Source organism: Streptomyces eurythermus (assembly GCF_014649115.1).
In the GTDB taxonomy this organism is placed as follows: domain Bacteria; phylum Actinomycetota; class Actinomycetes; order Streptomycetales; family Streptomycetaceae; genus Streptomyces; species Streptomyces eurythermus.
On record NZ_BMSK01000025.1, the window covers coordinates 16,890 to 30,570 of the forward strand.

Below are 13,681 nucleotides of genomic sequence, written 5' to 3' on the forward strand. Positions count from 1 at the left end.
CCCGACCGCGAGGAGCTGGATCCGCCGTGAGCACCCCTTCCGCACCACCCGTTCCGGGAGCCCCGTCGCCGGCCGGACACCCGGACGAGGGTCTGTGGGTCCGCCGTTACCGCCCGGTGCGGGATCCGGAACTGCGTCTGGTCTGCTTCCCGCACGCCGGTGGCGCCGCGACCTCCTTCGCCGCCCTGGCACGCGGACTGGACGAGACCGTGGAGGCGCTGGCGGTGCAGTACCCGGGCCGCCAGGACCGCCGGCACGAGCCGTTCATCCCGTCCATATCGGGCCTGGTGGACCAGGTGGTGCCGGAGATCCTGCGCTGGGCCGACCGTCCGCTCGCGCTGTTCGGGCACAGCATGGGTGCCACGGTGGCGTTCGAGGTCGCGCGCCGGCTGCGCGGTTCCGGGCAGGCCTCCCCCGTCCATCTGCTGGTGTCGGGCCGCCGTGCGCCGACGGTGCGCCGGCGGGACGTCGCCCACCTCCTCGACGACGACGCGCTGATCGCGGAGATCGCCACGCTTCAGGGCACCGAGGACGCCGTCCTCCAGGACGAGGAGCTGCTGCGGCTGGCCCTGCCGGCGATCCGCAACGACTACCGGGCGGCGGGCACGTACGCGTATGTGCCCGGCGGTGCGCTGGACTGTCCGGTCACGGTGCTCACCGGTGACCGTGATCCCGATGTCCCGCTGGAGGAGGCGAGGGCCTGGCGGGAGCTGACCACGGGCCCCTTCGCCCTGCACACCTTCGCCGGCGGTCACTTCTATCTGAACGACCGGATGGACGAGGTGTGCCGGACCATCGGCGACGCCCTCGCCGGCACGGCCACCGCGGACACGGCCACCGGGACCGTCCCACCGCGTACCGCCGCGGACACGAGCACCGGCCCCGTCCCGCCGCGCACCGCCGCGGACACCGCCCGCGAACCCGTACCGCCGCGATCCGCCCCCGCCCCGCACGGCGCCGCGCGGCGCCGTGCGGACGCGGTCCGGCCCGGTGACCCGGTGGACACGGCGCGGCGGGTGCTGGTGTCGGCACGCACCGCGGACAGTGCGGTCACGCCGTTCGACGGCATCTCCGGCTGGCTGGCCGAACGCCTGCGGGCGGGGCGCTTCGACGTGTCCCGCGTTCCCTTCGCGGAGCTGCGCGGCTGGAGCTTCCACCCGGGTACGGGAAACCTGCACCACGCGTCGGGCCGTTTCTTCTCCGTGGAGGGGCTGCACGTCCGTACGGACCGGCTGCCCGAGCGGGGCTGGACGCAGCCCATCATCGTGCAGCCGGAGGTGGGGCTGCTCGGGATCGTGGCGCGGGAGATCGACGGGGTGCTGCACTTCCTGATGCAGGCCAAGATGGAGCCCGGGAACGTCAACGTTCTTCAGGTGTCGCCGACCGTGCAGGCCACCCGGAGCAACTTCACCGGGGTGCACCGGGGGCGCGACATCCGCTATCTGGACCTGTTCATGGGGCCGCGACGGGCGCGTGTCCTGGTCGACTCGATCCAGTCCGAACAGGCGGACTGGTTCCTGGCCAAACGCAACCGGAACATGATCGTCGAGTTGGCGGCGGACGACGACCTCGACATCGGGGAGGACTTCCGCTGGCTGACGCTGGGGCAGCTCCGCCGGCTGCTGATGCTGGACAACGTGGTCAACATGGACGCCCGGTCCATCCTCGCCTGCCTGCCCACGGCGGACGCCGACGCGTCCGCCCCGTCCCCCGTGCTGCGCTCCTTCTTCGGCTCGCCGGGTGCGGCGCGGCACACGACGGCCGAGGTCCTGACGTGGTTCACGGGTGTGCGCGCCCTGCGGGAGCTGGTGCAGAACCGGGTGCCGCTCGATACGGTGACGGCGGACGGCTGGTACCGCACGCCGCACGAGATCGCCCACGAGAGCGGGCGGCACTTCCGGGTCATGGCCGCCGAGGTCAGCGCCAGCAGCCGGGAGGTCACCTCCTGGACGCAGCCGCTCATCGAGCCGCGGCTGCCGGGTCTGATGGCGCTGCTGGTCAAGTCCGTCGACGGCGTGCTGCACGCGCTCGTGCGGGCACGGGTGGACGTCGGGCACCTGAACGTCGCCGAGCTGGCCCCCACGGTCCAGTGCCGGCCACAGGAGCACACCGGTCCGCGGGGGCTGCCCGGCCCGCCGTACCTGGAGGACGTGCTGTCCGCGCCGCCTCAGGACGTGCGCTACGACGCCGTCCAGTCCGAGGAGGGCGGGCGCTTCTTCCACGCCCAGAACCGCTACGTGATCGTGGAGGTCCCGCACGACTTCCCGGAGGACGCACCGGACGACTTCGCCTGGCTGTCGCTCGGTCAGCTCACCGGGCTGCTGGCGCACGGCAACTACCTCAACATCGAGCTGCGCACCCTGGTGGCGTGTGCCCACACGCTGTACTGACGTGCCTTGTGCGCCCGCTCGCCGCACGGGCGGGGCGCGTCGCCCGCGCCGTATTGCATAAGCTGGGCTCTTGTCACGACCACGGCGGCACCAGGGGACACGATGCGGAAAGAGGCGGTGCGGTACCTTCGTTGTCCTCACTGTTCCGGCACGATGACGATGGACGGCAACACCCTGCGGTGCGGCTCGGGGCACGACTTCGACGTGGCGAAGCAGGGGTACGTGAACCTGCTGCGCGGGGCGGTCAAGTTCAGCGCGGACACCGCCGGCATGGTCGCGGCCCGCGCGGACTTCCTCGCCGGAGGCCACTACGCGCCGATCGCCGAGGCCCTGACCGCGCTGGCCCGAGAGACGGCTCCGGAGCCGGTGGACGGGGATCCCGGCTGCGTCGTCGACATCGGCGGCGGCACGGGCTACTACCACGCGCACGTGGTGTCGGAGCTGGCGGGGACCGAGGGCATCCTGCTCGACATCTCCAAGTTCGCCGCCCGCCGCGCCGCCCGGGCACACCCCCGTATCAGCGCCGTCGTGGCCGACGCCTGGGACAGGCTGCCGCTCGGCGACGGGGTGGCGTCGGTGGTCCTCAACGTCTTCGCGCCGCGCAACCCCGCCGAACTGCGGCGGATCCTGCGCCCCGGGGGCGTGCTCCTCGTGGTGACGCCGCGGCCGGATCATCTGCGCGAACTGGTGGACTCCCTCGGACTGCTGCGGGTGGACGAGCAGAAGGACGAGCGTCTGGCCGACCGGTTCGCCGCGCACTTCACGGAGGTGGCCCGCGAGCGGGCGCGCGGCACCATGGCGCTGGACCACAAGGCCCTGCCGCAGCTGGTGGGGATGGGCCCCAACGCGTGGCACCAGGACGGTGGCCTGCTGGAGGAGCGGATCGCGCGGCTGCCGGAGCCCTGCGACGTGACGCTGTCCGTGACCCTGACCGCGTACCGTCCGCTGGCGTGACCCCGGCGCACCTGCCCGCGCGCCGGGGGTCTCAGACGGTGGCCGCCGCGATCCCCTTGCCGGTGGCCCACTCCTCGATGACATCGCACGCCGTGTCGACCCCGCGCTCCGCCGCCACGGCGTCCCCGAGCCGCCGGGCCCGTGCGGCCATGGCCGGGTCGGTCGCCGCCATCCGTACGCTCGCCGCGAGTTCCTGGCGGTTCATCCGGCGCATGGGCACCGGCGGGCCGGCGAGTCCCGCCCGGTGCAGCCGGGCCGCCCAGAAGGGGTGGTCCGCGAACACCGGCACGATGACATGGGGCACTCCGGCGCGCAGCACCTCGGCCGTGGTGCCGAACCCGCCGTGGTGGATCACGGCGGCGGTCCGGGGGAACAGCCAGGAGTAGTCCGCACCGGCGAGCCGGAAGACGTCGTCGGGCAGCGCCCCGTCCGGGCCGCCGACCACGACGAGCCGGCGGCGGGCGCCGCGCGCGGCGGCGAGCGCGTACGCCAGGGTGGCCTCCTGGCGGTGGACCGGCCAGGTGCTGCCGAGGGTGAGGGCGACCGGCGGCGTACCGTCGGCGAGGAAGTCCTCCAGCCCGGCGGGCGGCTCCCAGCCCGGCTCGTCCCGGAACCAGTAGCCGGTGACGTGGCAGCGCGCCGGCCAGTCGGCGGGCTTCGGCAGGACGCTGGGGCTGAAGGGGTACAGGTGGGGCTGGTCCCGGCCGAGGCGGCGCAGGGGGGAGTCGGCGCCGAAGGGCGGCAGGCCGCGTCGCGCGCGGTACTCGTCGATCTCGGGGCCGCGCCACCGCCAGTCCTCGGTGGCCGCCCGCACATGGGTGAAGTGGTTGTAGTACGGGGTGAGCGGACCCATCAGGCGCTGGCCGGACTCGATCGCGGGGAAGGCGGTGGTCTCCGTGTTGGGCCACCAGCAGGCGGAGAGCCACGGTGTCCGGGCGGTGCCGAACGCGGCGGCCACGGTCAGCGGCGAGTGCACGACGAGGTCCACGCCCTGTGCCGCGGTCTCGATCTCGTCCAGCACCTGCTGGTCGTAGCCTTCGGGCGCCTTGGGCAGGGCCTTGACGAGGTTCCTCATCGACGGTCCGCGGCGCAGTGCCTCCACCACCTCCGGCATCGTGAAGAAGCCGTCCGGGTCACCGGGTGTGGTGCGGTGTTCCAGGCCCGCCCGTTCGACCAGGGGGCGCAGTGCCTCGGGCGCGCCGAGGACGACGTGGTGCCCGCGGTCGTGCAGGCCGCTGCCCAGGGCGACGAAGGGCTGCACGTCGCCGCGCGAGCCCATGGTGAGCAGTGCTATGCGCATGCGGTCCTCCGGGGCGCGGTACCGGTGGGGCGGTGCCGCCGGTCCGTCGTGCGCGGGGTCATGCGGCGCCTCCGGAGGAGGCGGCCACCAGGGAGTCGAAGTCGCGGGGGATCCAGGGCGGGATGCCGCCCTCGGCGTTGGTGCCCTTCTCGATGAAGGCGAGGTTGTGGTAGACGTGCAGGCCCGTCACGTGGCGGTCCGCGTAGCCGGCGGTGCGGCCCCGCGCGGGCGGCAGTTCCTCGTGCTGGAGGCTGTCGATGAGCGACTTCAGCAGGCCGAGGCTGGTCCGGCCGCTCCGCTCGGGGTCCTCGTTGCCGCCGAAGCCGGGCCAGTAGGCGGTCCACAGATCCTCGACGACGTACAGACCGCCGTTGCGCACGTGCGGGAAGAGGGCGTGGAACGAGGTTCGGACGTGCTCGTTGATGTGGCTTCCGTCGTCGATGACGATGTCGAAGGGGCCGTACTTCCGGGCGATCTCCGTGAGGCGGTCCGGGTCGTTCTGGTCGCCGATGACGGTGGTGATGCGCTGTTCGTCGGCGTGCGACTTGTCGACGATGTCGAGGCCGTGGATCAGCCCGCGGTGGAAGTAGTGCTTCCACATGCGCAGGGAGCCACCGCCCCACTCGGGGTGCTTGTAGCCGCCGATGCCGATCTCCAGGACCCGCACCTCTTCGTTGCGGTACGGGCTGAAGTGCCGGTCGTAGTGAGGGGTGAACCAGTGCAGCGATCCCCATTTGGGAGTCAGGTAGCGGGAGGTCAGCTCGTTCAGGTCCGGCTTGGCGGAGGTGCAGCCGGCCAGCACGGTGGCGGTCGCCTGCTGGGCGGCAAGGAAGTAGGGGCCGATCTGGTCGGCGGCGTCGGAGCCGGCGTAGGGGAACAGCGTGGTCCCGCGGACGCCGGAGGGGTGCTCCCGGAAGGGGCCGAACAGCTCGCGGACCAGGTCGGCCAGGTCGTACTCGATCCTCATGGCGACGAACTCCTCGCCGCGCGGGACGCTGCGGACGGGAGCGCCCTGGACGGCGCGGAGCCAGTGGGTCAGCCGCTCGCCGGCCGTGCGCACGACGAACTCGACGAGCACCGGCTCCTCGTTGACGGGGGCCGGGGAGCGCGAGCAGATCTCGTCGATGAGCACCCTGGCGACGTCGGCGGCCCGGTGGCGCTCCGTCAGTTCGCCCAGGGAGGCGGCGTGTCCCCCGGCTGCCCGGATGATGTCCTGCACGAGGGAGAGGTCGGTGTTCTCGGCCACGGAGAGCCTTCCAGGTCGTGGTTCGGTGAGGGGATCGGTGACGGGTCGGTGAGGGAATCGGTGACGGAATCGGCGGGCGGTGGGAGGTCGGCGGGCGGCCGGAAGGGCGGAAGGGAGCGGTGACGGGCCGGGCGGATCACGGTCGCGGGTGCGCGTGGTCGCGGTACCAGCGCACGGTGTCCCGCAGCCCCTCGCGCAGCGAGCGGGGCTCGGAGTCGATCACTTCGCGCATCCTGGTGAGGTCCATCCTGCGCACCGCCGCGCCCACGGGCCGCCCGGGGTCGGTTCTGACGCGGGAGGGCACGCCGAGGGCCGCGGCCACCAGACGGGCCAGCTCCAGGATCGACACCTCCTCCGCGGAACCGACGTTCACCACGTCGTACTTGCCGGTCTCGACCACCCGCAGCGCGCAGCGCACCAGGTCCGACACATGGATGAAGGACCGGGTCTGGCTGCCGTCGCCCCAGATCTCGATCTCCTCGCCGGACGCGGCGCGTGCGACCATGCTGGGGATGACCCGGTTGTGGGCGCCGGCCGCGCTGTCCCGGGGGCCGTACACGTTGCCCGGACGGATGCGGAAGACCCGCGTGGCGAACTGCCGTTGGTGGTGGTCGGCGAGGATCTCCCCGAAGATCTTCGACAGCACGTAGCCGTTCTCGGTGTACTGCGGGCTGCGGCGGACGTCCTCGTCCTCGGACGCCGGGGCGCTGCGCGGTACGCAGTAGACCTCCGAGGAGCTCAGCAGGAGGACGTTGTCCACCTCGAACTCGCGGGCACAGTTGAGGAGGTGGGCCGTGGTGCGCACGTTGGCGTCGAGGATCTCCGCCGAGTGCTCCCGTTTGTACCGGGCGTTGCCGTCCAGGGCGGCGCAGTGCAGGACGGCGTCGACGTGCGGGGCCAGGTAGCGGAAGGCGGCGCGCGTCTCGTGCTCGTCGCCGAGGTCGACGCGGGCGAGCCGGAGCCGGTCGCCGGCCAGGGCGGTGAGCTCCTCCCGGATGGCGGGCCGGTCGGTGCGGTGCAGGCCGATCACGGTGGCGCCCTCGGTGGCGAGCCGCTCGACGAAGTGGGAACCGATGAAACCCAGCGCGCCGGTGACCATCACGGTCCGTCCGGCCCAGTGGCCGCTCGTCATGACGTCTCCCGCCGGTCGCCCGGGGCGGTCCGGTCCGCGGCTCCGTCCTCGGCCACCAGGACCGCGCCGACCGGGCAGAGGCCGGCGGCCTCGTGGACGCCGGGCCACTGTTCGGCCGGGGGCGTCCCGGTGAGAGCCCGGCTCAGGCCGCGGTCGTCCTGGGCGAAGACCCCGGGGGCGGAGCGTTCGCACTGGCCGGCGCCGACGCACAGGTCCCTGGCGATGCGTACACGCATGTCAAGCGTCCTTCGTTCGCGGTGGCTTCCGTGGCCCCGTCACCAGGTGACGGGCAGCTCGTGGAGCCCGAAGATGGCGGAGTCCTCCTTCACCCGGAGCGCGTCGACGTCCGTGGCGAGGCGCAGCCCGGGCAGCCGGCGGAGCACCGCGCCGAGGGTGACCTCCAGTTCGAGGCGGGCCAGGTTCTGGCCGAGACACTGGTGGGGTCCGTAGCCGAAGGCGACGTGCCGGCCGGCCGGGCGGTGGATGTCGAAGACGTCCGGGGAAGGGAAGACCTTCTCGTCGCGGTTGCCGGAGGCCAGCAGGAAGACCAGGCCGTCACCGGCCCGGATGGTGTGCCCGTCGAGCTCGATGTCTTCGGCCGCGGAGCGGCGCAGCCCGTCGGCGACGGTGAGGTGGCGCAGCAGTTCCTCGACGGCGTCGGGCAGGAGGGCCGGGTTCTCGGTGAGTTCCCGCCACGCGTCGGGGTGTTGGAGGAGGGTCAGGACGCTGAGCGCGGTCATCGCGGCGCTCGTCTCGTGTCCGGCGGCGAGCAGCAGCACGGCGTTGTCGAGGACGTCCGCGTGGGTCAGCTCGCCGCTGCGCAGGCCCTGGGTGAGGGTGCCGATGACACCGCCGCCGGGTGTGCCGGCCTCGGCCTTGGCGGTGATGAGCCGGTCGAGGTAGTCGCGCAGTTCGAGCAGCGCGGTCACCGATTCGTCGTCCCCCATGAGCCTGGTGGCGCGCTCGCTGCGGCTCTGGAAGAAGGCGTGGTCCTCGTAGGGCACGCCGAGGAGTTCGCAGATGACCAGGGTGGACATGGGCAGGGCGAGTTCGGCGACCAGGTCGGCGGGGCGTTCCAGGGTGTCGAACCGGTCCAGCAGCCCGTCCACGATCCGTTCGACGCCGGGCCGCATGGCGCGGACCCGGCGTACGGTGAACTCGGGGATGAAGACACGGCGCAGGGTGCCGTGGTCGGGGGCGTCGAGGGTGAGCAGCGAGCGGGTCGCCTCGGCCGCGCCGTCGGCGGGGGACAGCCGCGGCAGCCTGGCGGGGTCGATCCGGACCCTGCTGTCGGCGAGCAGCGCCCGCATGTGCTCGTGCCTGGTGATGAGCCAGGTCCGTGAGCCGTCCCAGACGCGGGCGGCGGCGACGGGGGTGGCGGCGCGCAGCTCGGCGTACCGGGCGGGCGGCTGGAAGGGGCAGGTGCGGGCCATCGGCCAGGAGACCTCCGCTTGCGCCTCGGCGTCGGCGGCACGTGCTGTGGGCAACGGATTCCCCTTACGTCTTCGGCAACCGGTACGGCGCGCACAGCCCGCCGCGTCCCGCTCAACGAAGCACGGTGCCGCGACGACCGGCAAGGAAGGTCCGTCGATCTTCGTCAGGTCGCGCGGCGCCGGCCCCGGGCCTCCGGAAGGGCACGCCGAGGCCGGGCGGTCGCGCCGGCGCGCGCCGTGCCGGGGGGCTGGTCAGGGCCGATGGCCGACCTGACATACGGATCCGCGGGTGAGTGGCGTTCCACCGTCCACTGTCCCTAGCGTCGAAGGCCTCATGGGCACCCGTCAGGCACCGGTGCTCCCGCCTCGCTGGAGGATCCCTTTGACAGTCGCCACCGCGGACGGCCGAGATCTGTATCTCGCCCTGCTGAAGAAGGTCGTCACCAATATGATATACGAGGACCCGACGCATGCCGCGGGCCTCATCACGGATCCCCGTTTCGACCGGGAGGCCCGCGAGAGCGGTGAGGACTACCCGGTGGTCGCGCACACCATGATCGGCATGAAGCGGCTGGACAACCTGCACCAGTGCGTCGAGGACGTGCTGCGGGACGGTGTGCCGGGTGACGTCATCGAGACAGGTGTGTGGCGCGGCGGCGCCTGCATCTTCGCGCGCGGGGTGCTGAAGGCGCACGGCGTGACGGACCGCACGGTGTGGGTCGCCGACTCCTTCCAGGGGTTCCCCAAGACGGAGTCCGACGACCACCCCATGGACGTCGAGATGGACCTCCACCAGTACAACGACGCGGTGAGCCTGCCCACCGGCCTGGACACCGTGCGCGAGAACTTCGCCCGCTACGGCCTGCTGGACGACCAGGTCCGGTTCCTGCCGGGGTGGTTCAAGGACACGATGCCGACGGCGCCGGTCGAGCGGCTCGCCGTCATGCGCCTGGACGGTGACTCGTACGGCGCCACCATGGACGTGCTGACCCACCTGTACGGGAAGCTGTCGCCGGGCGGGTACGTCATCGTCGACGACTACTGCATCCCGGCCTGCCGGCAGGCCGTGCACGACTTCCGCGACCGCATGGGCATCGACGACGAGATCCACCAGGTGGACCGGCAGGGTGCCTACTGGCGCAACGGTGGCTGAGGAGAGGGGCGTGCCACGCCCGCTCGGCATCGAGGGTGCCTGGGTGGTGGAACCCGAGGTGCACCCCGACCGGCGCGGCGAGTTCCACGAGTGGTTCCAGGGCGAGCGGTTCCGGCGTGCCACCGGGCACACGCTGCCGCTGGTGCAGGCGAACGTCGCGGTGAACCGGCGCGGGGCGCTGCGCGGGATCCACTTCACCCGACTGCCGCCGGGCCAGGCGAAGTACAGCGCGTGCGTCCAGGGGGCGGGGATCGAGGTGGTCGTCGACATCCGCACCGGCTCGCCCACGTTCGGGCGGTGGGAGGCGGTGCCCGTGGACGAGCACAACCGCACCGCCGTGTATGTGGCGGCGGGCCTGGGCAGGGCGTTCTTCGCGCTGACGGACCGCACCACGCTCATCTACCTGTGCTCGAGCGGGTACGCCCCGCGGCTCGACCACGCGATCAGTCCGCTGGACCCCGGCCTGGCGATCGCCTGGCCGGACGGGATCGAACCGCTGCTCTCCGCGCAGGACGCCGGCGCGCCCACCCTCGCCGAGGCGGAGCGGCTCGGCCTCCTCCCCTCCTACCGCGCCTACCGGGACCACCACGCGCGGCTGTGTGGTGCGGGCGGACCCGGGCCGGGATGAGGGCGGCGCCCGGGCACGCGCGCACGATCCGTACCGCTGACGGCAGGAAAGGCTCATGACGTCCGACAGTTCCACCTCCGACGCGGCCCCCGGGGCCGCTGCCCCGGCCGAGGCCGGCGCGGCCGTGTGGCCGTATCCGTTCAGCACCGCCACGGGGCTGGGAATGGACCCCCTGTACGGGTACCTGCGCGAGCGCGAGCCGGTGGCGCGAGTCCGTATGCCGTACGGCGGCGAGGCCTGGATGGTGACCCGGCACGCCGACGCGAAACTGGTGCTCGGCGACCCGCGGTTCAGCATGGCGGCGGGCGCGGGCAAGGACGTCCCCCGCCCCACCGAGCAACTCCTGGAGCCGGGCGGGCTGGTCGCGATGGACCCGCCCGAACACACCCGGCTGCGCCGGCTGGCGGGCGGCGTGTTCACGCACCGCAGGGTGGAGCGGATGCGCCCGTCGGTCACCGCCCTCGCGCACCGGCTCGTGGACGGGATGTCCGCCGCGGGGTCGTCCGCCGACCTGCTGGAGGCGGTGGCGCTGCCCGTGTCGATCGGTGTGATCTGCGAGCTGCTCGGGGTGGACTACGAGGACCGGCACGTCTTCCAGCGGTTCTCGGACGCCCTGCTGTCGACCGCGCTGCCGCCCGAGGAGGTCAGGCGGGCCGGGGAGGAATTCGTCGGCTACCTGGCCCGGTTGGTCGCGGAGCGGCGCGAGTCGCCGACCGACGACCTGCTGGGCGCGATGGTCCAGGCGCGTGACGACGAGGACCGCCTGTCCGAGAACGAGCTGTACATGCTGGGCGCCGGGCTGCTGGTGGGCGGCTACGAGACGACGGCGACGCAGATCGGGAACTTCGCGTACCTGCTGCTGCGCGACCGCCGGCTGTACGCGTCGCTGGTCGAGGACCCGGGGCTGATCCAGGGGGCGGTGGAGGAGCTGCTCCGGTTCACGCCGCTGACCACGGTGGACGGTTACGCGCGGATCGCGCTGGAGGACGTCATGGTCGGCGGCACGCTCATCCGTGCCGGGGAGGCCGTGTTCACCTCCGTGGCTGCCGCCAATCTGGACCCGGAGGTCTTCCCCGGCCCCGAACGCCTCGATTTCACCCGGGAGCGCAATCCGCACCTGGGCTTCGGTCACGGCATCCACTACTGCATGGGCGCCCCGCTGGCCCGGCTGGAGATCCAGGTGGTGCTGGAGGTCCTCACCCGGCGGCTGCCCGGGCTGCGCCTGGCCGTCCCCGCGGCGGACGTACGGTGGCAGCCTGGGCTGCTGCTGCGGGTGCCGGAGCGACTGCCCGTCACATGGTGAACGATCCGATGCCGCGCGGCAGTGGCAGTGGCAGCGTCGTGGTCCTGGGCGGCGCCGGGTACGTCGGCCGGCATGTGTGCGCGGCGTTCGCCGCGCGGGGCCGTGACGTGGTGGTGGTGGGCCGCCGCCCGCCCGAGGAGCCGATGCCGTACCGCTGCGTCACCCTGGACCTGGCCGGTACGGATCCCGCGGCGCTGGCCGCCGCCCTGGACGCGGAGCGTCCGGACACGATCGTCAACTCCGTCGGAAGCATCTGGGGCCGTACCGACGAGCAGATGTGGTCCGCCACCGCGGTGCCCACGCTGCGCCTGCTGGAGGCGCTGGCGCTGATGTCCGCGCGGCCGCGGCTGGTCCACCTCGGCTCGGTACTGGAGTACGGCCCGGTGACGCCCGGCGGTTCGGTGGGCGCCGACGCCGTACCGCGCCCGGACACGGCGTACGGCAGGAGCAAGCTCGCCGCCAGCGAGGCGGTGCTGCGGGGCACCTCGGGCGGGTGGGTCGACGGTGTGGTGCTACGGGTGTCCAACGTGTCGGGCCCCGGCACCCCGCGGATCAGTCTGCTGGGCCAGGTCGCCGAGCGGCTGCTGGCGGCCGCCGGGACGGGTGCGGAGGCCGTCGTGGAACTGTCCCGGCTGCGCGCGCACCGGGACTACGTCGATGTGCGGGACGTGGCCGACGCCGTCGTGGCCGCCGCCCGCGCACCGGCCGTCCCGGTCGCCGTCGGCATCGGGCGGGGCGAGGCGGTCGCCGTCCGCGACCTGGTCGGCCTGTTCATCGAGGCGAGCGGCATTCCGGCGCGGGTGGTGGAGCGCCCGGCTCCGGGCCGGGCTCCCGGGCACCGGGAGGACTGGCTGCGGGTCGACACCGGCGCGGCGCGCGCCCTGCTGGGCTGGGCACCGCGCCGTTCGCTGCGGGAGTCGGTCCGCGACTGCTGGCACGACCTGGTCCGCGCGCACCGGCTTCCCACCACCCCATCGAAACACTCTGGAGGTTGAGCTCTCCGTGACTACCTACGTCTGGGACTACCTGGCGGAATACCAGAACGAACGCGCGGACCTCCTCGACGCCGTCGAGACCGTCTTCGCCTCCGGGCAGTTGGTCCTCGGCCCCAGCGTGGACGGGTTCGAGAAGGAGTTCGCGGACTACCACGGCCTGCGCCACTGCGCCGGTGTCGACAACGGCACCAACGCCGTCAAGCTGGGTCTGCAGGCGCTCGGGGTGGGCCCGGGGGACGAGGTCGTCACCGTCTCCAACACGGCCGCGCCGACGGTGGTGGCCATCGACGGCACCGGTGCCACGCCCGTCTTCGTCGACGTCCGCGCCGAGGACCACCTCATGGACACCGACCAGGTCGCGGACGTCATCACCCCGCGCACGAAGGCCCTGCTGCCGGTGCACCTGTACGGGCAGTGCGTCGACATGGCGCCCTTGCGCGCCCTGGCCGAGCAGCACGGCCTGGTGGTGCTGGAGGACTGCGCCCAGGCGCACGGTGCCCGCCACCACGGCGAGCTGGCCGGCACGCTGGGCGACGCCGCCGCCTTCTCGTTCTACCCGACGAAGGTCCTCGGTGCGTACGGCGACGGCGGGGCCGTGCTGACCGACGACGCGGACGTCGACCGTGCGCTGCGCCGGCTGCGCTACTACGGCATGGAGGACGTGTACTACGTCGTGCAGACGCCCGGCCACAACAGCCGGCTCGACGAGGTGCAGGCGGAGATCCTGCGCCGCAAGCTCACCCGCCTCGACCGCTACATCGAGGGCCGGCGCGCGGTCGCCCGGCGTTACGCCGAAGGACTCGCGAACCTGACGGGCCCCGGCGGCCTGGTGCTGCCGTCCGTCACCGAGGGCAACGACCACGTGTATTACGTGTACGTCGTCCGCCACCCGCGCCGGGACGACATCATCGAGGCGCTCAAGTCGTACGGGATCTCGCTCAACATCAGTTACCCGTGGCCCGTGCACACCATGACGGGCTTCGCGCACCTGGGGTACGCCAAGGGCTCGCTGCCGGTGACGGAGCGGCTGGCGGACGAGATCTTCTCGCTGCCGATGTACCCGGGGCTCGCGCCCGACGTACAGGACAAGGTGATCGCGGCCCTGCACGAGGTACTGGCCACGCTCTGAGGCGCCGCCGCACACCCC

At 72.8% G+C, this 13,681-nt stretch carries 12 protein-coding genes; 7 read left to right on the forward strand and 5 right to left on the reverse strand.

The features are described from left to right. Positions 1-26: 26 nt before the first annotated feature. The gene (locus IE251_RS41955; RefSeq protein ID WP_307784813.1) at positions 27-2,390 is read left to right on the forward strand and encodes an alpha/beta fold hydrolase; all 2,364 of its coding nucleotides are present in this window, start codon (positions 27-29) and stop codon (positions 2,388-2,390) included. A 102-nt stretch (positions 2,391-2,492) separates the two neighbouring features. Continuing rightward, positions 2,493-3,344: a putative RNA methyltransferase gene (locus tag IE251_RS34860; protein WP_189756951.1), complete on the forward strand. Its 852-nt coding sequence runs from the start codon at positions 2,493-2,495 to the stop codon at positions 3,342-3,344. 31 nt (positions 3,345-3,375) lie between these two features. On the opposite strand, the gene IE251_RS34865 is transcribed toward IE251_RS34860, so the two are convergent. From IE251_RS34865 to IE251_RS34885, 5 genes are all read right to left on the reverse strand, one after another. Continuing rightward, positions 3,376-4,644 carry a glycosyltransferase gene (locus IE251_RS34865; RefSeq protein WP_189756952.1) on the reverse strand — a complete coding sequence of 423 codons (1,269 nt, stop codon included), beginning with the start codon at positions 4,642-4,644 and terminating at the stop codon, positions 3,376-3,378. Between the two features lie 58 nt (positions 4,645-4,702). After that, positions 4,703-5,890 carry a class I SAM-dependent methyltransferase gene (locus IE251_RS34870; RefSeq protein ID WP_189756953.1) on the reverse strand — a complete coding sequence of 396 codons (1,188 nt, stop codon included), beginning with the start codon at positions 5,888-5,890 and terminating at the stop codon, positions 4,703-4,705. Positions 5,891-6,026: 136 nt separating this feature from the next. After that, positions 6,027-7,022, reverse strand: a complete 996-nt coding sequence (locus tag IE251_RS34875) for an NAD-dependent epimerase/dehydratase family protein (RefSeq protein ID WP_189756954.1) — start codon at positions 7,020-7,022, stop codon at positions 6,027-6,029. Beyond that, positions 7,019-7,258: a ferredoxin gene (locus IE251_RS34880; protein WP_189756955.1), complete on the reverse strand. Its 240-nt coding sequence runs from the start codon at positions 7,256-7,258 to the stop codon at positions 7,019-7,021. Before IE251_RS34880 ends, IE251_RS34875 begins: the two co-directional genes overlap by 4 nt. 39 nt (positions 7,259-7,297) lie before the next feature. Beyond that, positions 7,298-8,509 (reverse strand): cytochrome P450, encoded by a 1,212-nt coding sequence (locus IE251_RS34885; RefSeq protein WP_229897059.1) that lies wholly within the window; start codon positions 8,507-8,509, stop codon positions 7,298-7,300. A gap of 328 nt (positions 8,510-8,837) precedes the next feature. Here IE251_RS34885 and IE251_RS34890 point away from each other — a divergent pair, with 328 nt between their 5' ends. From IE251_RS34890 to IE251_RS34910, 5 genes are read left to right on the forward strand one after another with little or no spacing between them, the layout of a single operon-like run. Beyond that, on the forward strand, positions 8,838-9,608 hold the full coding sequence (locus tag IE251_RS34890; RefSeq protein WP_229897060.1) for a TylF/MycF family methyltransferase: 771 nt from the start codon (positions 8,838-8,840) through the stop codon (positions 9,606-9,608). Positions 9,609-9,618: 10 nt separating this feature from the next. Then, on the forward strand, positions 9,619-10,236 hold the full coding sequence (locus tag IE251_RS34895; protein ID WP_189756957.1) for a dTDP-4-dehydrorhamnose 3,5-epimerase family protein: 618 nt from the start codon (positions 9,619-9,621) through the stop codon (positions 10,234-10,236). A gap of 55 nt (positions 10,237-10,291) precedes the next feature. Continuing rightward, positions 10,292-11,539: a cytochrome P450 gene (locus tag IE251_RS34900; protein WP_189756958.1), complete on the forward strand. Its 1,248-nt coding sequence runs from the start codon at positions 10,292-10,294 to the stop codon at positions 11,537-11,539. Then, positions 11,533-12,534 carry an NAD-dependent epimerase/dehydratase family protein gene (locus IE251_RS34905; protein WP_229897061.1) on the forward strand — a complete coding sequence of 334 codons (1,002 nt, stop codon included), beginning with the start codon at positions 11,533-11,535 and terminating at the stop codon, positions 12,532-12,534. The genes IE251_RS34900 and IE251_RS34905 overlap by 7 nt, the downstream gene beginning before the upstream one ends. A gap of 7 nt (positions 12,535-12,541) precedes the next feature. Beyond that, positions 12,542-13,663, forward strand: coding sequence for a DegT/DnrJ/EryC1/StrS family aminotransferase (locus tag IE251_RS34910; protein WP_189756959.1), 1,122 nt, complete (start codon positions 12,542-12,544; stop codon positions 13,661-13,663). Positions 13,664-13,681 lie beyond the last annotated feature (18 nt).

What these genes read in the sequence shown, in the direction of transcription:
- IE251_RS34905 (WP_229897061.1), top strand. Translation starts at nt 11,533, where the DNA reads ATGGTGAACGATCCGATGCCGCGCGGCAGTGGCAGTGGCAGCGTCGTG.
- IE251_RS34900 (WP_189756958.1), top strand. Translation starts at nt 10,292, where the DNA reads ATGACGTCCGACAGTTCCACCTCCGACGCGGCCCCCGGGGCCGCTGCC.
- IE251_RS34860 (WP_189756951.1), top strand. Translation starts at nt 2,493, where the DNA reads ATGCGGAAAGAGGCGGTGCGGTACCTTCGTTGTCCTCACTGTTCCGGC.
- IE251_RS34875 (WP_189756954.1), bottom strand. Translation starts at nt 7,022, where the DNA reads ATGACGAGCGGCCACTGGGCCGGACGGACCGTGATGGTCACCGGCGCG.
- IE251_RS34880 (WP_189756955.1), bottom strand. Translation starts at nt 7,258, where the DNA reads ATGCGTGTACGCATCGCCAGGGACCTGTGCGTCGGCGCCGGCCAGTGC.
- IE251_RS34865 (WP_189756952.1), bottom strand. Translation starts at nt 4,644, where the DNA reads ATGCGCATAGCACTGCTCACCATGGGCTCGCGCGGCGACGTGCAGCCC.